The following is a 21795-nucleotide window of genomic DNA, read 5'->3' on the forward strand; positions in this document are numbered from 1 at the left end:
GACAGCACCAAGCCGACGGCCTGACGAACGGTCTCAACAGCGATGGAAAAGGAATGGCGCGCCCGAAAGGATTCGAACCTCTGACCCCCAGATTCGTAGTCTGGTGCTCTATCCAGCTGAGCTACGGGCGCCTGCCGAAGACGGGCCGGACTGGCCGGCCGCGTCGGATGGCGGTCTAACTAGCGACATTCGTTCCGCGATGCAAGCCGGTTCCGATGCATTTGTGGATAGTCGGAACGGAAGACGGCAAAAGATCCGCGGCGCCGCGCGGGATTTCGTCCTGCCGCACCTGGGGATATCGAGGCCCAGCGTGCGGCCCGATCAGGCCCGGCCGTTGCCCCGGCGGGGCACGCGGGCGAGATCGATCACGCGGTCGGGAATCTGGATCTCGAAGGTCGCGCCCGGCCCCGCATCCATGAGCTCGATCGTGCCGCCATGGGCCCGGACCAGCTCGGCGCAGATCGCCAGGCCGAGGCCGTTGCCGCCGCGGCGGACACCGCCCTGGAACGGCCGGAACAGGTTTTCGCGCGCCCTCGGCGGCACGCCCGGACCGGTGTCGGCGACGCGCAGCGTCACCACCGTGCCGCTGCGCGCGGCACTGACCGCGATGCGGCGCACGACCGCCGGATTGGTGTCGCCCTCGAGCGCCTGCGCGGCGTTGCGGCAGATGTTCATCAGCACGCGGAACAGCTGATCCGGATCGGCGTCGATCTCCAGATCCGCCGCGACGGCGATCTCGAACTCGACGGTGGCGTGATTCGTCAGACCGAGCACTTCGGCGACATCGTCGACCACGCGGCGCACCGCAACCAGACGCCGCTCGGGCGGCGCCTCGCCGGCCTTGCCGTAGTTCATCACCGCCTGGCTGTAGCCGATCGCCCGGTCGAGCGTCGCCATCAGCTTCGGCACGAAGCGCTGGACGCTGGTGTCCGGCACCGCCGACAGCCGGTCGGTGATCAACTGTGCCGAGGCGAGCATGTTGCGCAGGTCGTGATTGATCTTGGAGACAGCGAGGCCGAGATCGGCGAGATGTTTCTTCTGGCCGAGCGTCTCGGCGAGTTCGCGCTGCATCGCCGACAGACGTTGCTCGGCGACGCCGATCTCGTCGTCGCGCTGGCGCGGCACGATGATGCGCGAGGGGTCTTCGGGATTGGCGCTGAAATCGACCATTGCGCCAGTCAGCCGGGCGAGCGGCGCCAGGAACAGGTTGCGCAGGGTGAAATAGAGCGCCGCAGCGGTGATCACCGAGATGAACAGCGACAGGCCGACGACATTGCGCGAATAGCGCAGCATCGCCGCGCGGATCGGCGTCTCGGAGACGACGGCCTCGATCACCTCGCCGCCGTCGTCGGGGGCGCCCAGAATGCGCAACACCCGGCCGTCGGAGGCGAACAGCGCATCGAAAGCCTCGACGATCGAGGTCCAGGCGTCGCGCTGCGCCAGATCGGAGGTCCGGTCGACCGGCGGCGGCATCTCGCTCATGGCAACCAGCCGGCGCATGGCGCCGGCATGGACCGCGATCGTCATCGCCCCCATGTTGCCGAGCAGCCGGTCCTGCAGCACGCGCGGCACATCGGCGGAATCGGACAGCGCGATCGCGATCAGCTCGGCCGAGCGGATGCGCTCGGAGAGCCGGTTGTTGCGGAAGTTCGCGATCGAGGGAACGTAGACCAGCACCTCCGCGATCAGCACGAACAGCACCGTCAGCAGCAGCAGCTTCGAGGAGAGCCCGAGCGAGCGTCGGCGACCCGCGGCCGCCCCGGCGCTGCGCGACGCGTCGGCGCGGCCCGGCGGTGCGGCGGCACGCGCAGGATCGAGGGTCTCCGAGGTCGCGAGGCGACCGTCTGGCATCGGTTGGCTCCTCGAAGCCGGTCTTCTCCGCAGCGCCTGCCCGTCAGGAGACGGTCGGCGCTCGAAGAGAATGATGAGCCGCGACGCGGGGGTACGTCAAACCGGCGCGCAGGATAACACCGCGCGTGGCGCAAATGAGTCGAAACCCGATCGCGAGACGATCGGCAGGACTTTGCTCAGATAGGCCGCCCGGCGGGTCTGCCAAGGGGAAGGACGCAACGGCTGCTTGCCGGTCGGTCCGCGGGTGCAGCGCGATGCCGACGTCGCGGCTCGGGGGCGGCGTTTGCGTTGACTTCGCGACGGGCTCCCCCTATAAGCGCCGCGACCGGGACGGGTCTCCTTCCGGGCGTGCGGTTTCGCATGCTCGGAGCGATCGTTCGGGCCGCGCGATCACCCGGGTCCTTGCCCTGGATCGCGGCAGGCCGGACGGCGGGAGGATCCCAGCGAGATCCCTACGAGAGATCCCTCCCCAGAGAGATCACTTCGACCACTCCAGACGAGGAGGCCGCTCTCGGGGCGGCTTCGTGAAGCCATGAAGCGTACCTATCAGCCGTCCAAGCTCGTCCGCAAGCGCCGCCACGGGTTCCGCGCCCGCATGGCGACCGTGGGCGGTCGCCTGGTTCTCGCCCGCCGCCGCGCTCGCGGCCGCAAGCGCCTTTCGGCGTGATCGCCGGCGCGGCTCTCACCGAGTCCGCGTCCGCGATGGAACGCCTGACCAAACGCGCCGAGTTCCTGGCCGTGGCCCGCGGGTCGCGGTCGGCTCGGCGCGCGTTCGTTCTCCAGGCTCTCGGCCGGTCCGAGGCGGATACCCCGCCCCGGGCCGGTTTTACCGTGACCAAGAAGGTCGGCAACGCCGTCGAGCGCAACCGCATCCGTCGCCGGTTGCGGGAAGTGGTCCGTCTCCACGGAATGGCGCTCGCCGATCCCGGAACGGACTATGTGCTGGTCGGCCGCCGCGAGGCGCTGTCGCTGCCGTTCGCGGCGCTCGTCGAGGATTTCGCGAGCGCGATCCGGCAGGCGCGCAAGCAGCGCCGCAAGGCCGAGGCGCGAGCCGGCGCGCGCGCCGGGCATCGAGGGCACGGCCGGTTCGGATCCGGCGGGTACGGCCGGGCAAAATTCCTAGTGGCTCGGTCGAAGCGGACGGGGCCCGTCCGCTTCGATCGCGCCATTGGCTCGTCGAATGCGTGGTCTGGACGGTCGGAGGCATGCACAACGCATGGACCGGCCGCCGACCGCCGGAGCGGCATCCGATCCGATCGGATTCCGCTCCCTTCATGCTGTGACGCAGGCCTGTTTCCGATCGGTGTTCCTCGCCCCGGTCGGGCCTTGCTCTAGAGGCGGGTGGCATCACCCTCGGACGGATCCGAATGTTCGCAAACAAGAACTACATCGTCGCGATCGCCCTCTCGATCGCCGTGCTCCTGGGGTGGCAGTACTTCGTCGCCGGGCCGCGGCTGGAGGCGGAGCGGCTGCGCCGTCTCGCCGAACAGGCCCAGGTCCAGGCGACCCAGCCGACGCCGCCGGGCGCGCCGAGCGCCGGTCAGGCGCCGGCTCCGACCGCCCCCGGCACGCCGGGCACGCCGACGACCGCGCTTCCGGGCGCGCCCGTGTCGCGCGAGGCCGCCATCGCCCGCTCGCCGCGCCTCGCCATCGACACGCCGGCGCTCGCCGGCTCGATCAATCTCGCCGGCGGCCGCATCGACGACCTGAAGCTCAAGGGCTATCGCGAGACCGTCGACCGCTCGAGCCCGAACATCGTGCTCCTGTCGCCGGCCGGTGCGGCGGACGCCTATTTCGCCGAGTTCGGCTGGGTGTCGGACGCCGGCACGCCGGTCAAGGTGCCGGGCCAGGATACGGTCTGGACCCAGGAAGGCACCGGCGCGCTGTCGCCGTCGAACCCGGTCACGATCGCCTTCGACAATGGCGAGGGATACGTCTTCAAGCGCACCTTCGCGGTCGACGCGAAGTACATGTTCACGATCAAGGACGAGGTCACGTCGGCGGCCGGCCGGCAGACGACGCTCTATCCCTATTCGGTCGTGTCGCGCCACGGCACGCCGCACACCTCGGGCTACTATATCCTGCACGAGGGGCCGATCGGCGTGTTCGGCGACGAGGGCCTGCAGGAGCCGTCGTACAAGGACCTCAAGGACAAGATCAAGATCGAGCCGCCGAAGACCTCCGGCGCCTGGATCGGCTTCGTCGACAAGTACTGGGCGACCGCGCTGATCCCGGATGCGGCCAAGCCCGTGCAGCCGCGCTTCGCCTCGACCCCGGTCGGCTCGACCGAGACCTACCAGACCTTCATGCTCGGCGACGGCGCCCCGCTCGCCGCCGGCGGCACCGTCTCGCAGACCACGCGCCTGTTCGCCGGCGCCAAGGAGGTCGCGACCGTCGACGGCTACGCGGCCGCGCTCAACATCAACAAGTTCGATCGCGTGATCGACTGGGGCTGGTTCTATTTCATCACCAAGCCGCTGTTCTTCCTGATCGACTGGCTGAACCACCTGCTCGGCAACTTCGGCCTCGCCATCCTGGCGGTGACCGTCATCGTCAAGGCGCTCTTCTTCCCGCTCGCCAACAAGTCCTACGACTCGATGAGCAAGATGAAGAAGATCCAGCCGGAGATGAAGGAGCTCCAGGAGCGCTTCAAGGAGGATCGCGCCAAGCAGCAGCAGGCGATGATGGAGCTCTACCGGCGCGAGAAGATCAATCCGCTGGCGGGTTGCGTGCCGATCCTGCTGCAGATCCCGGTGTTCTTCTCGCTCTACAAGGTGCTGTTCATCACCATCGAGATGCGGCAGGCGCCGTTCTACGGCTGGATCCACGACCTCGCGTCGCACGACCCGACCTCGCTGTTCAACCTGTTCGGCCTGATCCCGTGGCAGCCGCCGGCGATGCTGATGATCGGCGTGTGGCCGCTGATCATGGGCGTCACGATGTTCGTCCAGATGAAGATGAACCCGACCCCGCCGGATCCGACCCAGAAGATCATGTTCGACTGGATGCCGGTGCTGTTCACCTTCATGCTGGCCAACATGCCGGCCGGTCTGGTGATCTACTGGGCCTGGAACAACTCGCTGTCGATCCTCCAGCAGGGCATCATCATGCGCAAGAACGGCGTGAAGATCGAACTCTGGGACAACATCAAGGGCATGTTCGGCGGCGCCAAGGCGAGCGGCTGATCCGAGCGGCGAGACCTCTGGCGGCGGCGGCGCGGAGCGGACGGCTCGCGCCGCCGTCGCCGTTCAGGGCCCGCGCGCGGCGCTGGAACGACGGGAGACGGTGATGAGCGAAGAGAACGCGAACGATCAGGCTGCGCTGGAAGCCGCGCGGCTCCTGTTCGCGCGGCCGTGGAGCTTCCGCACCGGCGTCGCCCGGCTCGCGCAACTGCCGCCACCGGAAGGCGTCGAGGTCGCCTTCGCCGGGCGTTCGAACGTGGGGAAATCGAGCCTGATCAACGGCGTGGTCGGCCAGCAGGGCCTCGCCCGCACCTCCAACACGCCGGGGCGGACCCAGGAGCTCAACTATTTCATCCCCGCGACGCTCGACGAGCGCAGCCGCAAGACCGAGCGCATGACCTCGGGCGCGCCGCGCGACGCCGACGACCTCCCCGACGTCTCGCTGGTCGACATGCCCGGCTACGGCTTCGCGGACGCGCCGAAAACCCAGGTCGATGCCTGGACGCGGCTGGTGTTCGACTACCTGCGCGGCCGGGTGAACCTGCGCCGCGTCTATCTGCTGATCGACAGCCGGCACGGCATCAAGAAGAACGACACGGAAGTGCTCGAGCTGCTCGACAAGGCGGCCGTGTCCTATCAGGTGATCCTGACCAAGGCCGACAAGATCGGCCGGGAGATCGATTCGCTGCCCGTGACGCGCCTCGTCGCGGCCACGGCGGAGGCGATCCGCAAGCGGCCGGCGGCGCATCCGGAGATCATCGTCACATCTTCGGAAAAGGGTTGGGGTATCGAGACGATCCGGACGGAGATCGCCGCGCTCGCCCTCGGCGTCGCGCCGACCCGGCTGGCGCCCCTCCCCTCGTCCGAGGGACCGGGCGCCTCCGCCTGATCCCCCGCGCCGGCAGCGCCGGCGCACCGCCTCCCGCGCCGACCTCGCCAAGGCGCGTCGCCGATTGCCCATGACGGTCCGGTCCGATAAGAGACCGGCGCTTTCGCCCGCCCGCATGCCGCGCCGCCCGCGCGTGCCCAGGAGACCTCCACGATGTCCGAGACCGTGAAGTCCGAAGCCGAACTGATCGCCGAGGCCGAAATCCTGTCGAAGGCGCTGCCCTACATGCTGCGCTACGACGACAAGACGGTGGTCGTGAAGTTCGGCGGCCATGCCATGGGCGACGAAGCGCTGGGCAAGGCCTTCGCAGAGGACATCACGCTGCTGAAGCTCGCCGGCCTCAATCCGGTGGTCGTCCACGGCGGCGGACCGCAGATCAACGCCATGCTGGCCAAGCTCGACATCAAGTCGGAGTTCGCCGGCGGCATGCGCATCACCGACAAGAAGACCGTCGAAGTCGTCGAGATGGTGCTGGCGGGCTCGATCAACAAGGAGATCGTCCAGACGATCGGCGAGGCCGGCGGCCGCGCGATCGGCCTGACCGGCAAGGACGGCAACATGGTCACGGTCGAGCGCCTGAAGCGCAAGATCTACGACCCCGCCACCCAGACCGAGACCGAGGTCGACCTCGGCTTCGTCGGCAATCCGAAGGTCGTCCGGACCGAGGTGCTCGAAGTCCTCAAGAAGTCCGAGATCATCCCGGTGCTGGCGCCGGTCTGCCCGGGCGAGGACGGCGAGACCTACAACGTCAACGCCGACACTTTCGCCGGCGCCATCGCCGGCGCGCTCGGCGCGACGCGCCTCCTGTTTCTCACCGACGTGCCGGGCGTGCTCGACAAGGACAAGCAGCTGATCCGTGAGCTGTCGCGCGCCGAGGCGCAGCGGCTGATCGAGGACGGCACCATTTCCGGCGGCATGATCCCGAAGGTCGAGACCTGCCTCGAAGCGCTCGACCGCGGCGTCGAGGCGGTGGTCATCCTCAACGGCAAGGTGCCGCACGCGGTGCTGCTCGAGCTCTTCACCGAGCACGGTGCCGGCACGCTGATCACGCGCTGAGGCGACATTCCCTTGCAGGGCGCCTGATCGGCGGCCGATACGGAACGCGACCTTGCCGATCCGGGCACGGCCAAAGGCGGCGCCGCGTTTCCGCCGCGCCGCCATCATGATTCCTCAACAGATATCGTGCTATGGTGCGGCGATGACAGAGTTCACGCCGTCATCCGCGGCCGAAGTGCCGCCTCCACCCGTCTCCCGCGAGGAGAGCCCGGCCGCGCTCGCGCCGTTCGCGCATGTCGACACCTGGGTGTTCGACCTCGACAACACGCTGTACCCGGCCCATTCGAACCTGTTCGGCCAGATCGACGTGCGCATTCGCGACTATGTCGCGAAGCTGTTGTCGCTCGATCACGACGTCGCCCAGACGATTCAGAAGGACTACTATCACCGCTACGGCACCTCGCTGCGCGGCCTGATGGTCGAGCACGGCGTCTCGCCGGACGCGTTCCTCGAATATGTCCACGACATCGACCATTCGGCGATCGACCCGGATCCGGCGCTCGGCCGCGCCATCGAGCGGCTGCCGGGGCGCAAGTTCATCATGACCAACGGCACGCGCCGGCATGCCGAGAAGACCGCCGAGCGGCTCGGCATTACGCACCATTTCGACGACATCTTCGACATCGTCGCCATGGACCTGCTGCCGAAGCCGCACCGGGATTCCTACGACAAGTTCCTGGCGCTGCACGCGATCGTCGGCGGCCGCGCCGCCATGTTCGAGGATCTCGCGCGCAACCTCGCCGTGCCGCACGCGCTCGGCATGCGCACCGTTCTGGTCGTGCCGCAGGGCACGCGCGAGGTATTCCGCGATGCCTGGGAGCTCGACGGCGCCAGCCAGCCGCATGTGGAATTCGTGACCGACGACCTGACGGCCTTCCTCGATCGCATCGAGACGCTGTGACCGGCCGGCCGCGAAACCGGACCGACACAGTCATGGGCTTGAAATCGCCATCCGAATAATGCTTCTCGGCAGCGCCCGCGTTCGGCGGGCGCCTTCAATCGTCATCGAATTTCAGAGCCTGTCATGAAGATCTCGGCCTTTGCCGCCCTCACCGCCCTCCTCGTCGCCGCGCCGGCGTTCGCCGCCTCGCCGGAAGAGGACTACATCGCTGCCCGCAAGGCCTATGTGAAGCAGCTCAACACGCCGGAAGCCGCCAACAAGCCGCTCGAAGAGCTCGAGAAGGTCGAGAAGCCCGCGATCGCCGATTTGCAGGCGCGACTCGTCTCGATCGTCGGCAAGAACACCTTCAAGGGCGTCGCGCCCGAACCGGCGTTCAACCCGGCGACGCTGCTCGACGGCAACATCGAGACCGGCGACGCCGATGGCCTGCGCTACGCTTCCGAGGATGGCGAGACCGCGTTCTTCGTTACGTCGGAGAAGATCCTGCTCGATTGGGCCAAGGGTCGGGCGAGCGACATGAAGGCCTTCGCGCAGGCGGCCAAGGGCGGGGTCAAGACGCTGTTCGCCACCGACGACCTCTACACCTTCACGCTCCAGAGCGGTGCGGGCTTCACGAGCTTCGCCGCCTTGCCGGTCACGAGCCCCGACGGCACCGTCACGCGCGCGGCGCTCGGCGTCTTTGCGCAGGACATCGTGCTGGCCATGCCGTCGACGATCGTCGTGGCGACGGCCAAGGACGGACGCGTCGTGCTGGCGATGACGACCGCGAAAACGAAGCTGCCGGTGCCGAAGGAATGCGTGGCCGCGCAGAAGAAGCAGACCGCGGCGTTCACCGACTGCATCACGAAGAGAATCAAGGATCTGCCGCAGATCCCGGCACTGGCCAAGGAAGCCGAGGCGCTTCTGGCAACCGCGCGCGGCAACTGACGGGGCCTCGACTTCTTCCAACGCGACACCGCGAGCCCGCCGGTCCGTCATGGATCCGGCGGGCTTCGTCTTTGATGGTTCGCACATGATCGGTCGGGGCCGGGCGCGGCCGCCCGACCCGGGCGACCTAGGCGCCCGGTGGGGACGTCTGCGCCGTTACGCTCACGCCGACAATATCGCCAAGACTTAGTCGATCGTCTTCGTCATTTTCCCGACAGCAATGTCACGACCCCGACATTGAAAACATTCCAGATTAGAATTATTCCTATTTTTAACTTGGCCTATAGATTGCAACACTGATTGACGCGGCAAATCTGCTCCCCTACATCATTGCTATCGGAGCATCACATGATCGTCTGCAGCTGCAACGTCCTGACCGACCGACAGGTCCGCTCGGCGCTCGCCGATGGCGGCGCAAGATCGCCGGGATCCGTCTATCGATGTCTCGGCTGCAAGGCCCAGTGCGGCCGGTGTGCCCCGACGATCCGCAAGCTGATCGATGCCGCAGCGCGCGCGTGCTCGCAGGCCTGCCATGGCTGCCCGGTCGGCGATGCCATCGCCGAGGTCGCGGCCGAGCTCGAGCAGATCGAGACCGCGGCCTATGCCGTTGCGGCGGAATGACAATCCAAGTCCGACATGCCCTCGCGAAGTTTTATTTCGAACAATTTCAGTCTCCCGTCTTCATTCCTTCGAAATTCATGGCATATTCATTGCTGGGTTCAATGAGGTGACAATGTTCCGTTCGCCCATGACGACGGAATTGGCTGCCTTTGATGCCCGAGCGGGAATTCCCGGGTCGTGATCCGGAATTTCGCTCGCGCAGACCTCGGAACTACTTTTCAAGGAGAGAGACACATGAAGGGCGACACCAAGGTCCTCGAATATCTCAATCGCGGACTGCGGAGCGAGCTGACCGCGGTCAGCCAGTACTGGCTGCACTACCGGATGCTCGACAATTGGGGTTTCCTGGATCTCGCCAAGGTCTGGAAGAAGGAGTCGATCGAGGAGATGGTCCACGCCGACCGCTTCATCGAGCGAATCCTGTTCCTCGAGGGCCTTCCGAACCTGCAGGTGCTCGATCCGCTGCGCATCGGCGAGGACATCAAGGAAGTGATCGAGTCGGATCTCGCCGCCGAGATCGAGGCCCGCGCGCTCTACCAGGAAGCCGCGACCTATTGCGAGACCGTCCGTGACTATCCGTCGCGCGATCTGTTCGTCGCCCTGATGACCGACGAGGAAGGCCACATCGACTTCCTGGAGACCCAGCGCGACCTGATCAAGACGATCGGCGTCGAGCTCTACATCCAGAAGCACATCGGCGAGCTCGGCGAAGGCCACTGATCCGCCTCGTCCTTCCCGCTTCGCGGCGGCGTCTTCGGGCGCCGCCGTTTCGCTTTCACGGGGACCCCGCGCCAAGACGACTCGCGGGATGCGCTCCCCCGCGAACGCCGAGGTGCCCGGCTCGGCCGCACCGTTGACTCGGCCCACCGCGCCGGTATGGTCCCGCCGCCCCCGACGCGCCATGTCGCGACATACCGTGGGGGTCAACAGAGCCGGAGACGCCGATGCCCGCCCATGATCTCGCCGCCCTCGCCCGTGTGATCGAAGCCGCCTTCGAGGCGCGCGCCGACATCGACACGTCGACCCGCGGCGAGGTGCGCGAGGCGGTCGACACCGCGCTCGACCTGCTCGACAAGGGCACCGTGCGCGTCGCCGAGAAGGGCGCCGAGGGCTGGACCGTCAACCAGTGGCTCAAGAAGGCCGTGCTGCTGTCGTTCCGCCTCAACCCGATGGGCCTCATCGGCGGCGGTCCGGGCGGCTCGTCCTGGTGGGACAAGGTGCCGTCGAAGTTCGACGGCTGGGGCGCGCTCGACTTCGAGAAGGCCGGCTTCCGCGCCGTGCCGAACTGCGTCGTCCGCCGCTCGGCCTATATCGCGCCGGGCGCGATCCTGATGCCGTCCTTCGTCAATCTCGGCGCCTATGTCGACACGGGTACCATGGTCGACACCTGGGTCACGGTCGGTTCCTGTGCGCAGATCGGCAAGAACGTCCACCTGTCGGGCGGCGTCGGCATCGGCGGCGTGCTCGAGCCGCTGCAGGCCGGCCCGACCATCATCGAGGACAACTGCTTCATCGGCGCCCGTTCGGAGATCGTCGAGGGCGTCGTCGTCGGCGAGGGCTCGGTGATCTCGATGGGCGTGTTCATCAGCGCCTCGACCAAGATCATCGATCGCGACACCGGCGAAGTGTTCGTCGGCCGCGTGCCGCCGTATTCGGTGGTCGTCTCCGGCTCGATGCCGGGCAAGCCGCTGCCGAACGGCGAACCGGGTCCGAACCTCTACTGTGCGGTCATCGTCAAGCGCGTCGACGAGAAGACCCGCTCGAAGACCTCGATCAACGAGCTGCTGCGCGACTGACCCCATGCGGAGGGCAGCCGTCGGCCGCCCTCCGAACCACCGCCGACACGCATTGACCGCGCTCGGACGGCGAGGCTACATCGGTCCATGGCCTCCGCTTCGATTTGCCCCGCGACCGACCCGGTCGCCGTCGCCCGCGACCTCCTGACCTGCCCGTCCGTGACCCCGGATGCCGATGCCGCCATCGAGCGGCTGGCGGTGATCCTGCGTGGTCTCGGCTTCACGACCGAGACGGTCGTGTTCGAGGACGACGGCACGCCGCAGGTCGCCAATCTGTTCGCCAAGCGCGGCACCGGCGCGCCGCATTTCACCTTCGGCGGCCATGTCGACGTGGTGCCGACCGGCGATCCGGCGCAATGGACGCACGGGCCGTTCGCGGGTGCGATCGATCAGGGCCTCCTCTATGGGCGCGGCGCGGCCGACATGAAGGGCGGCGTCGCCGCCTTCGTCGCCGCGGTCGCCCGGCATCTGGAGCAGCACGGCGAACCGGCCGGCACGATCTCGTTCCTGATCACCGGCGACGAGGAAGGCCCGTCGATCAATGGCACCGTGAAACTGCTCGCCTGGGCGCAAGCGCGCGGCGAGCGTTTCGATGCATCGATCGTCGGCGAGCCGACCAACCCGAACGCCATCGGCGACATGATCAAGGTCGGGCGGCGCGGCAGCCTGTCGGGCACGCTGACCGTCGTCGGCCGGCAGGGCCACGTCGCCTACCCGCACCTCTCGGACAACCCGATCCCGAAGCTCGCGACGCTGATCGGCGCGTTCACCGCCGAGCCGCTCGACCGGGGCAACGCGCGGTTCGACCCGTCGAACCTCGAATTCGTCTCGGTCGATGTCGGCAATCCGGCCTGGAACGTCATCCCGGCGGAGGCGAAGGCGCGGTTCAACATCCGCTTCAACGACATCTGGACGCGTGCGGCGCTCGAGGCCCATCTCGCCCAAGTCGCCGGCGCGGCCGCCGGCAATGCGATCACCTGGCGGCTCGACTTCGAGCCGGTGTCGAGCGACTCGTTCCTGACCGAGAGCCCGGCGCTCGTCGGCACGCTCGCCGAGGCGATCGAGGCCGTCACCGGCCGCCGGCCGGCGTTGTCGACGACCGGCGGCACCTCGGATGCACGGTTCATCAAGAACTATTGCCCCGTGGTCGAGTTCGGTCTGGTCGGCCAGACCATGCATCAGGTCGACGAGCGCGTTCCGGTCGCCGATCTGGAGACGCTGACGCGGATCTACGAGGCGTTCCTCGCGCGCTATTTCGCGCGCTGAGACGGTCGCGGTCCGGATCAACGGAAGCACATGCCTCGAAGGCACAGGCCACAGAGGCACAGGGAGGACGGTGTCGATGTTCACCCCCGGCGAGATCCGTGCGGGATTGATCGGATCCTGGCAGCTCCTCAAGGGCGATCCCCGGGGCATGACCTATTTCGACACCTCGATCGAAGGCTTCTTCCGCTCGTTCTGGGTGTTCGTGCTGCTGCTCGTGCCCTTCGCGATCTCGATCGGCGGCGAATACAAGATGGAGATCGCCAAATTCGCCGATCCGCGCGGATTTCCGACCATCTTCTATATCGTCATGCAGGCGATCGCCTATCTGGTCATGTGGTTCGCCTTCCCGGCCGTGCTCGCCCTGCTAGCCCGCCCGCTCGGCATCGCCGAGCGCTACGTGCCCTATATCGTCGCGCGCAACTGGACGTCGACGATCGGCACGCTGGTCTATCTGGTACCGACGCTGCTCTTCCTCGCCGACCTCCTGTCGATGAAGGCGCTGAGCGGCCACCTGCTGTTCGCGCTCCTGTTCAATCTCTATTACAGTTTCGTCGTCACGCGGATCGCGGCGGGGACGCCGATCGGCTTCTCGATCGGACTCGTCATGCTGGACTTCGTGCTCACGCTGTTGGTCAACACGGTGGTCGAGCGCCTGATCGGCATCTGATCCTCGGCTGTCGGTCGCCCGGAGACCTGTTGCATGCCCTTCGATCCCCGCGTCACGCCGGCCCGGCCGGACCTCGCCGCCGCCCATCTCGCTGATCGCGTGACGGCGCCGCGTTATGCCGAGGGCGTGGCGGCGCGCGTCATCGAAGGGCTGGCGCCGCTGCGCCGGCAGCCGCGCCCCGATGCCGGCCTCGACACCGAGGCGCTGCACGGCGAGGCGATCACGGTCTACGACGAGGATGAGGAGGGCTGGGCCTGGGTGCAGCTCGCCGAGGATGGCTATGTCGGCTACATGCCGGTCTCGGCGATCCTCAAAGGCGTTCGGCCAGAGCGCACGCATCGGGTGGCGGCGCTCAGAACCTTCGTCTACCCCGGCCCGTCGATCAAGGAACCGCCGCTCGCCTGGCTGAGCTTCGGCACGCAGGTCCGGATCGAGCGCGAGATCGAGGAGCGCGGCCGGCGCTTCGGCGTGCTCGATACCGGCGCGGCGATCGTGATGACCCATCTCGGCGCGATCGACGATCTCGCGGAGGATCCGGTCGCGGTCGCGGAGCGGTTTCTCGGCGTGCCCTATCTATGGGGCGGCAAGACCAGCCTCGGCATCGACTGCTCGGGCCTGGTGCAGACCGCGCTCGCGGCCTGCGGCATCGGCGCGCCGCGCGACAGCGATCAGCAGGAGGCCGCGCTCGGCGTGGCCGTCGGCCTCGATCCGGAGGACTGGCGCCGCGGCGATCTCCTGTTCTGGCCCGGCCATGTCGCCTTCGTCCGCGACGAGGCGACGATGCTGCACGCCAACGCCCATACGATGGCGGTCGCCATCGAGCCGACCGCCGCCGCGCTCGATCGCATCGAGGCGGCCGGCACGGCGCTGCGGGCGGTCAAGCGGATCGCCTGACCGCCGCCCTTTCGCACCAGCCCGATCGTCGCGCGGTCAGTAGCCGACCGCGCGATCGATGACGTTGCGCAGCGGCTGGCCGGCTTCGAAATCGTCGATCTGGTTCAGGATGTAGGCGCCGGTCGCCTGCGGATCGGAGTCCGCGGCATTGTGTGGCGTGATCGTCACGCGCGGGTGCGACCAGAGCGGGCTCGTCGCGGGAAGCGGCTCGACCTCGAAGACGTCGAGCGCGGCGGCGCCGAGCGTACCGTCGTCGAGCGCCGCGAGGATATCCGCCTCGACCTGCAGGCCGCCGCGACCGGCGTTGATCAGCGTCGGCGCGCCGTTGACGCCGTCGCGGGCGAGCCGGCCGAACAGGTCGCGGTTCAGGATGCCGCGCGTGTCGGGGGTCAGCGGCAGCAGCACGACCAGGATGTCGGTGCGGCCGAGAAAGGCGTCGAGGCCGTCGGCGCCGTAGATCTCGACGCCGGCGACCGGCTTGCCCGAGCGGCTCCAGCCGGCGACCTGGAAGCCGAGCCGGATCAGCACCTCGGCGGCGTCCTTGCCCAGTTCACCCATGCCCATGATGCCGACGCGCAGATCCTTGGCGGCGTGCTGGTAGGGGCTCTTCCAGCTCTTCCCGGCCTGGAAATCGCGGAACATGGCGACGCGGCGATGGTGCATCAGCACGTTCAGCGTCACGTATTCGGTCATGCGCGCGGTCAGATCCGGGTCGACGACGCGGACGACCGGCACGTCGGGCAGCGCCGGATCGGCGAGCACGGCATCGGCCCCGGCACCGAGGTTGAAGATCGCCTTCAGCTTCGGGTGGCCGGCCAGCGAGCCGGGCGCCGGCTTCCAGACCGCGGCATAGTCGATCGTGGCGGGATCGTAGGGCTCGCGCGCGTCGACGACCTCGCGGCCCTTGCCCATGTCCCGGAACCGCTCGACCCAGCCCTCGGCCTCCCAGCCGGCGATCGAAACCAGAAGCCTACCCTTCGCCACGTGCTCGCCCCTCATAGCAATGGCCGGAATGCTGACGCATCCGGCCCTCGATCAAACGCACATTTCTCATTCGCGCCAGAGGCATGAGAAATGTGCGTACGGAATACCGGGCGCCATTTTGAAATGCCGCCCGGTATCATTCCCCTGCCCGGCGATAGTTCCCGATCGGCGCCGGCAGGACCGCCTCCTCGGGACCGGGCTCCGCCGGCACGCGCGCGGCCTCCGGCGGATCGAGATCGACGGTCTCGATGCGGCGGCCACGCTTGACGATCTTGTCGGCGGAAACGGCGATTTCGCCAAGGTCTTTCGTGGTCTGGGAGAAATGCGTCTCGAGCTTGGCGACGCGCTCGGCGAGCCGGCCGACGTCGTCGAGCAGCAACCCGACCTCGGCCTGGATCACATGCGCCTGCTCGCGCATGCGCTGATCGCGCAACAGCGCTTGCACGACCTGGATCGACAAGACGAGCAGGGCCGGCGACACGATCACGACGCGGGCGCGGTGCGCCTTCTGCACGATGTCGGCGAAGCGCTCGTTGAGATCGGCGAAGATCGTCTCCGAGGGCACGAACATGAAGGCCGTGTCCTGCGTCTCGCCGGCCACGAGATATTTGTCGCGAATGTCGAGCACGTGGCGGATCACGTCGCGCCGGAACAGCTGCCCGGCATGCTTCTCCTCGGCCTCGCCGACGGCCTCCTTCAGGGCGAGCCAGCCCTCGAGCGGGAACTTCGCGTCGATGGCGATCGGCGCCGCGCCGTTCGGCAGGAAGACGAGGCAGTCCGGCCGGACCCCGGACTTCAGCGTCGCCTGGAACGAATAGGCGTTCGGCGGCAGCGCGTCGGCGACGATCGCCTCCATGCGCCCCTGGCCGAAGGCACCGCGCGCCTGCTTGTCGGAGAGGATGGTGCGCAGTTCGCCGACCTGGCCGGCGAGTTCGGCGATGGTCGCCTGCGCGCGGTCGATCACGGCGATGCGTTCGTGCAGCCGGCTCAGGCTCTCGCCGGTCGCGCGCGTGGTCTCGACCATGGAATGGCCGAGCCGGTCGGACAGGCCGTCTAGCCGATCGGACAGCACGCGGGCGAGATCGGACTGCCGCGAGCCGAAGATCTCGGCCATGGTCTGCATGCGCCCGGCCATCTCGGCCTGCAGCCGGTTGAGATCGGCGAGGCGCATCTCCAGTTCGCGCGCCTCCGCCGCCGCCTCGCGCCGGCCGGCGCTACGCGCGAAACGCAGCAGCGCATAGAGCAGCGCGATCCCGGTCGCGCCGGCGAGCGCGACGGGTGTGGTGACCGCCAATCCGCCGATCTGGAACAGCACCTCGTTCATGGCTCGACAGTAGACCGATTCGGGGTTTATTTTCCCTTTTTGTTCCCCGACGATGCCCCGGCTGTCGCTACGAATTGACCGCGGGCCGCTTCTCTCCTATCTGACGTGCCATGGCCATTCTCGACATCATCACCCTGCCCGATCCGCGACTGAAGCTCGTCTCCGAGCCGGTCGAGCGCGTGGACGATCAGATCCGCAAGCTCATGGACGACATGCTGGAGACCATGTACGCGGCGCCCGGCATCGGGCTCGCGGCGATCCAGGTCGCCGTGCCGAAGCGCGTGGTGACGATCGATGTCTCCAAGGACGAGGCGAAGAAGGAACCGCTGTTCCTCGCCAATCCCGAGATCGTCTGGTCGTCGGAGGAGGTCTCGGCCTATCAGGAAGGCTGCCTGTCGATCCCGGACTATTACGAGGACGTCGAGCGCCCGACCAAGGTGCGCGTGCGCTATCTCGACCGCGACGGCGTGCAGCGCGAGATCGAGGCCGACGGCCTGCTCGCGACCTGCCTGCAGCACGAGATCGACCATCTGAACGGTGTGCTGTTCATCGATCACCTGTCGCGGCTGAAGCGCGAGCGGGTGCAGAAGAAGTTCGTCAAGCAGGCGAAGCGCGACGCGCCGCCGGTCCCTAGCGCGCCGCGCATGGGCGCCTGAGCGCGAACGCTCCGACCATCGACATTCTTGCGAGGGCGCGCCGGCGACGGGGCGCCTTTTTCATTTTCAGGACACCACAACGGCGGCTCGGCTGCGCCCTCCGTGCCAGACGATTCTCCTTTCTTCGCGCGGGGTTGAACGCGCCGTTCATCCGCCGTTCGAAATCCATCCGGCATTCTGCCCTCAGCATCACGGGATCGGCGGGACGCCGGCCCCGAGCTCGATGCGGCCAATCCAGGACATGCGAAGGGGTGCTCGCCACGGGCGCCGCCGATCGGCGGCGCGCGACGGCGCGCAGGTGGGTAGACCGATGGTCAGCGAAGCACGGCAAATCGAAATCCGCGACTGCTATGGCGACACGCTCGTCGTCTGCTTTGCGCCGCAGCGGATGGCGCCGGCGGCCGCCCTCGTCAGCGGTCTCGCCCTCGCGGGCATCGATCTGGAAGGCGCGCGGCTGCATGCGGCCGATCTCTACTGGGCCGATCTCGACCAGGCGATCCTGCGAGGCGCCGTGCTGACGCGCGCCGACATGCGCGGCGTGCGCGCCACCGCGGCCGATTTCACCGATGCGGAACTGAACCTCGTTTCGCTGTCGCCGGACAATATCGGCGGCCCGGCCGACTGCACCCGCGCGCGCTTCGTCCGCGCCAACCTGCGCGGCGCCAAGATGCAGGGTGCGGTGTTGCGCAAGGCGGATCTCTCCGGCGCCGATCTGCGCGAGGCCGATCTGGGTCCGAGCCGCTTCGGCGGCACCGCGGATCTGTCGGGCGCGATCCTGACCGGTGCGCGGCTCCAGAACACGCGGCTCAAGGGCGCGATCTACGACGACCAGACCGTGTTCCCGCGCGGGTTCCAGCCGCGCGCGGCCGGCATGATCATGAACCGGCGCGGCACGATCCTGCGCGGCGCCGAGCCGCGTGACGCCGAGCCGTGGGTGCACCGGATCTCGGGTTGAGATGGCCCTCCGGTCGCGCCGACAAGCCGACGAGACTTGACCCGCCGGGCGCGGGGCGTCATGCGGTGGCGGAGAACTCCGAACCCGCAGCCGAGGCCCCGCCCCGCCATGTCCCTCCGCGTCGTCTTCATGGGCACGCCCGATTTCGCCGTCCCGCCGCTCGCCGAGATCGTCGGCCAGGGCCACGAGGTGGTCGCGGTCTATACGCAGCCACCGCGACCGGCCGGGCGCGGCTACGAGTTGACCAAGTCGCCCGTGCATCGGCAGGCCGAGGCTTTCGGATTGCCGGTCCTCACCCCGACCAAGCTGAAGACCGAGGAAGCGGCCGACGCTTTCCGCGCGCATGAGGCCGACGTTGCGGTCGTGGTCGCCTACGGGCTGCTGCTGCCGAAGCCGATCCTGGACGCGCCGCGCGAGGGCTGCCTCAACCTGCATGCCTCGCTCTTGCCGCGCTGGCGCGGCGCGGCACCGATCCACCGGGCGATCATGAGCGGCGACGCCGAGACCGGCGTCATGGTCATGCGCATGGAAGAGGGCCTCGACACCGGCCCCGTCTGCATGGCCGAGCGCACCGCGATTGCGCCCGACGAAACCACCAAGGAGCTGCACGATCGCCTGTCGCGCATCGGCGCCGACCTGATCGGCCGCGCGCTCGCCGCCCTGTCGCGCGGCTCGCTCGGCTGCCGGGCACAGGCGGACGAAGGCGTCACCTACGCCAAGAAGATCGACAAGGCCGAGGCGCGCATCGACTGGTCGAAGCCGGCGCAGGCCGTGCACGACCAGATCCGTGGCCTGTCGCCCTTCCCCGGCGCCTGGTGCGAGATGACCATCGCCGGCAAGACGGAGCGGGTGAAGATCCTTCGCTCGGCACGGGCCGAGGGCGCGGGCGAGCCGGGCCTTGGCGAGCCTGGAACGGTGCTCGACGACCGGCTCGCGATCGCCTGCGGCACGGGCGCGGTGCGTCTCGTCGAACTCCAGCGCGCCGGCGCAAAGCCGCTCGACGCGGAGACGTTCCTGCGCGGGGCGGGCGTCGGCGCGGGCGCGAGGCTCGGCTGATGCCCCGCTACAAGCTGATCCTCGAATATGACGGCACGCCCTTCGTCGGCTGGCAGCGGCAGGAGAACGGGCTCTCGGTGCAGGGCGCGCTCGAAGGCGCTTTCGAGGGACTGACCGGCCGGCTGATCACGGTCAAGGGTGCCGGGCGCACCGATGCCGGCGTTCACGCGACCGCGCAGGTCGCGCATGTCGATCTCGACAAGGTCTGGCGACCGGACAAGCTGCGCGATGCGCTCAACGCCCATATCCGGCCGCATCCGGTCTCGGTGCTGCAGGTCGAGGCCGCGGCCGACGACTTCGACGCGCGCTTCTCGGCGATCGGTCGGCGCTATCTCTACCGGATCATCGATCGTCGCGCGCCGCCGACGCTGGAACGCGACCGGGTCTGGCACGTGCCGCGCCGGCTCGACGTCGCCGCCATGGACGCGGCCGCAAAGCTGCTGGTCGGCCACCACGACTTTACGACCTTCCGCTCGACCGAGTGCCAGGCGCATTCGCCGGTGAAGACGCTGGAGACGCTCGACGTGGTCCGCAAAGGCGACGCCGTCGAGGTGCACACGACCGCGCGGTCGTTCCTGCACAATCAGGTCCGCTCGATGGTCGGCTCGCTGAAGCACGTCGGCGAGGGCAAATGGACCGCGGACGATCTGAAAGCCGCGCTCGATGCCCGCGACCGCAAGGCCTGCGGCGTGGTCGCACCGCCGGGCGGGCTTTATCTGGCGGGGGTGGCCTATGGCGAGGCCGCTCGGGCCGAGCCGGCGTCCGACGACGCGGATTGAGACCTCGTCCCTACCGCGGCAGGCCCTTGGCGCGCGCCACGACGATGTCGCCGAGCTTCTCGACCCAGAGTGCGCCGTCGACGGTGCGCTGGATCAGCACGTTGCGGCGGTCGAGGTCATCGCGCTTGCGATCGACGAGACCGCGCTCGCCCATCGTGTCGAGCGCGCGCGTGATCGCCGGCTTGGTCACCTTGAGCTTGGCGGCGAGGCCGCGCACCGTGTGCGGCGGCGGCTCGAGGTAGACGGTCAGCAGGATGGTCAGCTGGCGCGCGGACAGGTCGCTCTCGCCGTCGCGGACGAGATCGAGCGTCACGTCGTGCCAGAGTTTCAGCGCCTGGCTCGGGCGCAATTCGACCGGCATTCCTGCATCCGGGGTCGTTTCGGATGCGGAATAGTAGGAGGGTGACGTGACGGGTTCAACCCGGCGCGATCGTCAATCGCGCCGGTTGGTTAGCGAAACGAGCGGACCCGCGCCGGCTCAGCGATCCGGGTGGCTGGCGGCCCGTCACAGCGCAGGCGCCGGCGCAGCGCCTCACGCCGCCGCGTAGCGCTTCTCGATCAGCGCATAGAGCGCACGGATCGCCTGCGCCTCGCCGCCGTCGGGGCGGCCGGGCTTGGCCGAGGGGTTCCAGGCGTAGATGTCGAGATGGACCCAGGACGGGCAGTTCTCGACGAATTTCGACAGGAACAGCGCGGCCGTGACCGAGCCGGCGAAGCCGCCGCTGGTGACGTTGTTGGTGTCGGCGATCTTGCTGTCGAGCAGACCCATGTAGGGCTTCCAGAGCGGCATGCGCCAGACGGGATCGGCGAGCGCCATGGCGGTCGCCTGCAGGTCGGCGGCGAGCGCATCGTCGCGGGTGTAGAACGGCGGCAGTTCCGGACCGAGCGCGACCCGGGCTGCGCCGGTCAGCGTCGCCATGTCGACGATCAGGTCCGGCTTCTCCTCGTCGGCGAGCGCGAGCGCATCGGCGAGGACCAAGCGCCCTTCCGCATCGGTATTGCCGATCTCGACGGTCAGGCCCTTGCGGCTCGGGAACACGTCGGAGGGCCGGAAGGCACGGCCGGAAATGGCGTTCTCGACCGCCGGGATCAGCACGCGCAGGCGCACCGGCAGCTTGGCGTCGATGATCATGGTGGCGAGGCCGAGCACATTGGCCGCGCCGCCCATGTCCTTCTTCATCAGGAGCATGCCGGTATCGGGCTTGATGTCGAGACCGCCGGTATCGAAGCACACGCCCTTGCCGACCAGCGTTACCTTCGGGTGCGCGGCATCGCCCCAGGTGGCGTCGACGAGGCGCGGGGTCCGGTCCGAACCATGACCGACCGCATGGATCAGCGGCAGGTTCTGGGCGAGGAGGTCGTCGCCGATGATTTCGGTGACGGTCGCGCCGCGCGGCTCCAGCGCCGCGCGGATGGCGGCCGCCAGTTCGACCGGGCCGAGATCGTTCGGCGCGGTGTTGACCAGATCGCGGGCCAGCGTCACGGCAACGGCGGTGCGCTGCACGCTCGCATAATCGACACCCTGCGGCACGACGAGACGTGCGGTCTTGCCCGTCGGCTTGCGGTAGCGCCGGAACCGATAGGCCTCGAGCGCCCAGCCGAGCGCGGCGAGCGCGGCGTCGTCGAGCGGGCCGTCGAAGCGCCAGTCGCCCTCGGGGAGCACGCTCGCGAGCTTGCCCGGCAGGAACGGATGGCGCGCCGCATCGCCCGGCTTGCCAAGCCCGAACAGCACACCGGCGATACCGCCGGCCGGTTCCATCACCATGAGATGCGATCCCGCCGATGCCTCGAAACCGTTGGCGCGGGCGAAGGTGGCGATCGCGGAACCGAGCGAATCGAGCCGGGCGGCGAGGCCGTCCGGGGCGACGGTCCAGATGGGCAGCGACGGGCCGGTCCAGTCGGGGGCGAGCAGGCGGTCGGACAAGGCGGATCTCCGAAATCGACGTCGAGGGGCGACACAGTAGCCGGCACACCGGCGACGTCCAACCCCG

22 protein-coding genes and 1 tRNA gene are annotated in these 21795 nt (G+C 68.4%); 17 read left to right on the plus strand and 6 right to left on the minus strand.

From position 1 onward, the window contains the following. Positions 1–54: 54 nt before the first annotated feature. Together ABS361_15220 and ABS361_15225 are read right to left on the minus strand one after the other, a co-directional pair. Positions 55–131, minus strand: a tRNA-Arg gene (locus tag ABS361_15220). Positions 132–321: 190 nt separating this feature from the next. Beyond that, entirely contained in the window at positions 322–1851 is a 1530-nt protein-coding gene (locus tag ABS361_15225; GenBank protein XBY43433.1) for a HAMP domain-containing sensor histidine kinase, read from the minus strand. Positions 1852–2383: 532 nt separating this feature from the next. On the opposite strand from ABS361_15225, the gene rpmH reads away from it, so the two are divergent. The 13 genes from rpmH to ABS361_15290 all read left to right on the plus strand — a co-directional run bounded on the left by rpmH (position 2384) and on the right by ABS361_15290 (position 14050). Further along, positions 2384–2518, plus strand: coding sequence for a 50S ribosomal protein L34 (gene rpmH, locus ABS361_15230; GenBank protein ID XBY43434.1), 135 nt, complete (start codon positions 2384–2386; stop codon positions 2516–2518). A 35-nt stretch (positions 2519–2553) separates the two neighbouring features. Continuing rightward, positions 2554–3186: a ribonuclease P protein component gene (gene rnpA, locus ABS361_15235; GenBank protein ID XBY43435.1), complete on the plus strand. Its 633-nt coding sequence runs from the start codon at positions 2554–2556 to the stop codon at positions 3184–3186. Positions 3187–3218: 32 nt separating this feature from the next. Beyond that, positions 3219–5036, plus strand: coding sequence for a membrane protein insertase YidC (gene yidC / locus ABS361_15240; GenBank protein ID XBY43436.1), 1818 nt, complete (start codon positions 3219–3221; stop codon positions 5034–5036). A 103-nt stretch (positions 5037–5139) separates the two neighbouring features. Beyond that, a complete protein-coding gene (locus ABS361_15245; GenBank protein XBY43437.1) occupies positions 5140–5922 on the plus strand; it encodes a GTP-binding protein in 783 nt (260 codons plus the stop codon). A 153-nt stretch (positions 5923–6075) separates the two neighbouring features. Next, positions 6076–6978: an acetylglutamate kinase gene (argB, locus tag ABS361_15250; GenBank protein ID XBY43438.1), complete on the plus strand. Its 903-nt coding sequence runs from the start codon at positions 6076–6078 to the stop codon at positions 6976–6978. A gap of 142 nt (positions 6979–7120) precedes the next feature. Then, positions 7121–7879 (plus strand): pyrimidine 5'-nucleotidase, encoded by a 759-nt coding sequence (locus ABS361_15255; protein ID XBY43439.1) that lies wholly within the window; start codon positions 7121–7123, stop codon positions 7877–7879. 123 nt (positions 7880–8002) lie between these two features. Next, on the plus strand, positions 8003–8806 hold the full coding sequence (locus ABS361_15260; GenBank protein ID XBY43440.1) for a hypothetical protein: 804 nt from the start codon (positions 8003–8005) through the stop codon (positions 8804–8806). A gap of 348 nt (positions 8807–9154) precedes the next feature. Continuing rightward, positions 9155–9427: a (2Fe-2S)-binding protein gene (locus ABS361_15265; GenBank protein ID XBY43441.1), complete on the plus strand. Its 273-nt coding sequence runs from the start codon at positions 9155–9157 to the stop codon at positions 9425–9427. A gap of 234 nt (positions 9428–9661) precedes the next feature. Further along, entirely contained in the window at positions 9662–10147 is a 486-nt protein-coding gene (gene bfr / locus ABS361_15270) for a bacterioferritin (GenBank protein ID XBY43442.1), read from the plus strand. A gap of 224 nt (positions 10148–10371) precedes the next feature. After that, complete coding sequence (gene dapD / locus ABS361_15275) at positions 10372–11223, plus strand: 2,3,4,5-tetrahydropyridine-2,6-dicarboxylate N-succinyltransferase (GenBank protein ID XBY43443.1); 852 nt, start codon at positions 10372–10374, stop codon at positions 11221–11223. 87 nt (positions 11224–11310) lie between these two features. Then, a complete protein-coding gene (gene dapE / locus ABS361_15280) occupies positions 11311–12489 on the plus strand; it encodes a succinyl-diaminopimelate desuccinylase (GenBank protein ID XBY43444.1) in 1179 nt (392 codons plus the stop codon). 76 nt (positions 12490–12565) lie between these two features. After that, positions 12566–13156, plus strand: a complete 591-nt coding sequence (locus tag ABS361_15285; GenBank protein ID XBY43445.1) for a hypothetical protein — start codon at positions 12566–12568, stop codon at positions 13154–13156. Positions 13157–13189: 33 nt separating this feature from the next. Further along, positions 13190–14050 carry an NlpC/P60 family protein gene (locus tag ABS361_15290; protein XBY43446.1) on the plus strand — a complete coding sequence of 287 codons (861 nt, stop codon included), beginning with the start codon at positions 13190–13192 and terminating at the stop codon, positions 14048–14050. 36 nt (positions 14051–14086) lie between these two features. On the opposite strand, the gene ABS361_15295 is transcribed toward ABS361_15290, so the two are convergent. Beyond that, on the minus strand, positions 14087–15034 hold the full coding sequence (locus ABS361_15295) for a glyoxylate/hydroxypyruvate reductase A (protein ID XBY43447.1): 948 nt from the start codon (positions 15032–15034) through the stop codon (positions 14087–14089). A 136-nt stretch (positions 15035–15170) separates the two neighbouring features. Next, a complete protein-coding gene (gene rmuC / locus ABS361_15300) occupies positions 15171–16358 on the minus strand; it encodes a DNA recombination protein RmuC (GenBank protein XBY43448.1) in 1188 nt (395 codons plus the stop codon). Positions 16359–16468: 110 nt separating this feature from the next. Here rmuC and def point away from each other — a divergent pair, with 110 nt between their 5' ends. The 4 genes from def to truA all read left to right on the plus strand — a co-directional run bounded on the left by def (position 16469) and on the right by truA (position 19804). Further along, positions 16469–17014 carry a peptide deformylase gene (gene def, locus ABS361_15305; GenBank protein XBY43449.1) on the plus strand — a complete coding sequence of 182 codons (546 nt, stop codon included), beginning with the start codon at positions 16469–16471 and terminating at the stop codon, positions 17012–17014. Between the two features lie 310 nt (positions 17015–17324). Next, complete coding sequence (locus tag ABS361_15310; GenBank protein ID XBY43450.1) at positions 17325–17969, plus strand: pentapeptide repeat-containing protein; 645 nt, start codon at positions 17325–17327, stop codon at positions 17967–17969. A gap of 108 nt (positions 17970–18077) precedes the next feature. Beyond that, on the plus strand, positions 18078–19025 hold the full coding sequence (fmt, locus tag ABS361_15315; GenBank protein ID XBY43451.1) for a methionyl-tRNA formyltransferase: 948 nt from the start codon (positions 18078–18080) through the stop codon (positions 19023–19025). Further along, complete coding sequence (gene truA / locus ABS361_15320; GenBank protein ID XBY43452.1) at positions 19025–19804, plus strand: tRNA pseudouridine(38-40) synthase TruA; 780 nt, start codon at positions 19025–19027, stop codon at positions 19802–19804. Before fmt ends, truA begins: the two co-directional genes overlap by 1 nt. A gap of 10 nt (positions 19805–19814) precedes the next feature. Here truA and ABS361_15325 read toward each other — a convergent pair whose 3' ends face one another. Both ABS361_15325 and ABS361_15330 read right to left on the minus strand, forming a co-directional pair. After that, complete coding sequence (locus ABS361_15325) at positions 19815–20165, minus strand: MarR family transcriptional regulator (GenBank protein ID XBY43453.1); 351 nt, start codon at positions 20163–20165, stop codon at positions 19815–19817. 171 nt (positions 20166–20336) lie between these two features. Further along, positions 20337–21728 carry a leucyl aminopeptidase family protein gene (locus ABS361_15330; GenBank protein XBY43454.1) on the minus strand — a complete coding sequence of 464 codons (1392 nt, stop codon included), beginning with the start codon at positions 21726–21728 and terminating at the stop codon, positions 20337–20339. Positions 21729–21795 lie beyond the last annotated feature (67 nt).

The organism is Ancalomicrobiaceae bacterium S20, assembly GCA_040269895.1.
Classification (GTDB): domain Bacteria; phylum Pseudomonadota; class Alphaproteobacteria; order Rhizobiales; family Ancalomicrobiaceae; genus Methyloraptor; species Methyloraptor flagellatus.

Excerpts from the sequence above, each read along its gene's own strand:
- ABS361_15285 (XBY43445.1), top strand. The coding sequence starts at position 12,566 with ATGTTCACCCCCGGCGAGATCCGTGCGGGATTGATCGGATCCTGGCAG.
- def (XBY43449.1), top strand. The coding sequence starts at position 16,469 with ATGGCCATTCTCGACATCATCACCCTGCCCGATCCGCGACTGAAGCTC.
- ABS361_15245 (XBY43437.1), top strand. The coding sequence starts at position 5,140 with ATGAGCGAAGAGAACGCGAACGATCAGGCTGCGCTGGAAGCCGCGCGG.
- ABS361_15310 (XBY43450.1), top strand. The coding sequence starts at position 17,325 with ATGGTCAGCGAAGCACGGCAAATCGAAATCCGCGACTGCTATGGCGAC.
- ABS361_15290 (XBY43446.1), top strand. The coding sequence starts at position 13,190 with ATGCCCTTCGATCCCCGCGTCACGCCGGCCCGGCCGGACCTCGCCGCC.
- rpmH (XBY43434.1), top strand. The coding sequence starts at position 2,384 with ATGAAGCGTACCTATCAGCCGTCCAAGCTCGTCCGCAAGCGCCGCCAC.
- dapE (XBY43444.1), top strand. The coding sequence starts at position 11,311 with ATGGCCTCCGCTTCGATTTGCCCCGCGACCGACCCGGTCGCCGTCGCC.
- rnpA (XBY43435.1), top strand. The coding sequence starts at position 2,554 with ATGGAACGCCTGACCAAACGCGCCGAGTTCCTGGCCGTGGCCCGCGGG.
- dapD (XBY43443.1), top strand. The coding sequence starts at position 10,372 with ATGCCCGCCCATGATCTCGCCGCCCTCGCCCGTGTGATCGAAGCCGCC.
- truA (XBY43452.1), top strand. The coding sequence starts at position 19,025 with ATGCCCCGCTACAAGCTGATCCTCGAATATGACGGCACGCCCTTCGTC.
- ABS361_15265 (XBY43441.1), top strand. The coding sequence starts at position 9,155 with ATGATCGTCTGCAGCTGCAACGTCCTGACCGACCGACAGGTCCGCTCG.
- bfr (XBY43442.1), top strand. The coding sequence starts at position 9,662 with ATGAAGGGCGACACCAAGGTCCTCGAATATCTCAATCGCGGACTGCGG.
- argB (XBY43438.1), top strand. The coding sequence starts at position 6,076 with ATGTCCGAGACCGTGAAGTCCGAAGCCGAACTGATCGCCGAGGCCGAA.
- yidC (XBY43436.1), top strand. The coding sequence starts at position 3,219 with ATGTTCGCAAACAAGAACTACATCGTCGCGATCGCCCTCTCGATCGCC.
- fmt (XBY43451.1), top strand. The coding sequence starts at position 18,078 with ATGTCCCTCCGCGTCGTCTTCATGGGCACGCCCGATTTCGCCGTCCCG.
- rmuC (XBY43448.1), bottom strand. The coding sequence starts at position 16,358 with ATGAACGAGGTGCTGTTCCAGATCGGCGGATTGGCGGTCACCACACCC.
- ABS361_15225 (XBY43433.1), bottom strand. The coding sequence starts at position 1,851 with ATGCCAGACGGTCGCCTCGCGACCTCGGAGACCCTCGATCCTGCGCGT.
- ABS361_15255 (XBY43439.1), top strand. The coding sequence starts at position 7,121 with ATGACAGAGTTCACGCCGTCATCCGCGGCCGAAGTGCCGCCTCCACCC.
- ABS361_15325 (XBY43453.1), bottom strand. The coding sequence starts at position 20,165 with ATGCCGGTCGAATTGCGCCCGAGCCAGGCGCTGAAACTCTGGCACGAC.
- ABS361_15260 (XBY43440.1), top strand. The coding sequence starts at position 8,003 with ATGAAGATCTCGGCCTTTGCCGCCCTCACCGCCCTCCTCGTCGCCGCG.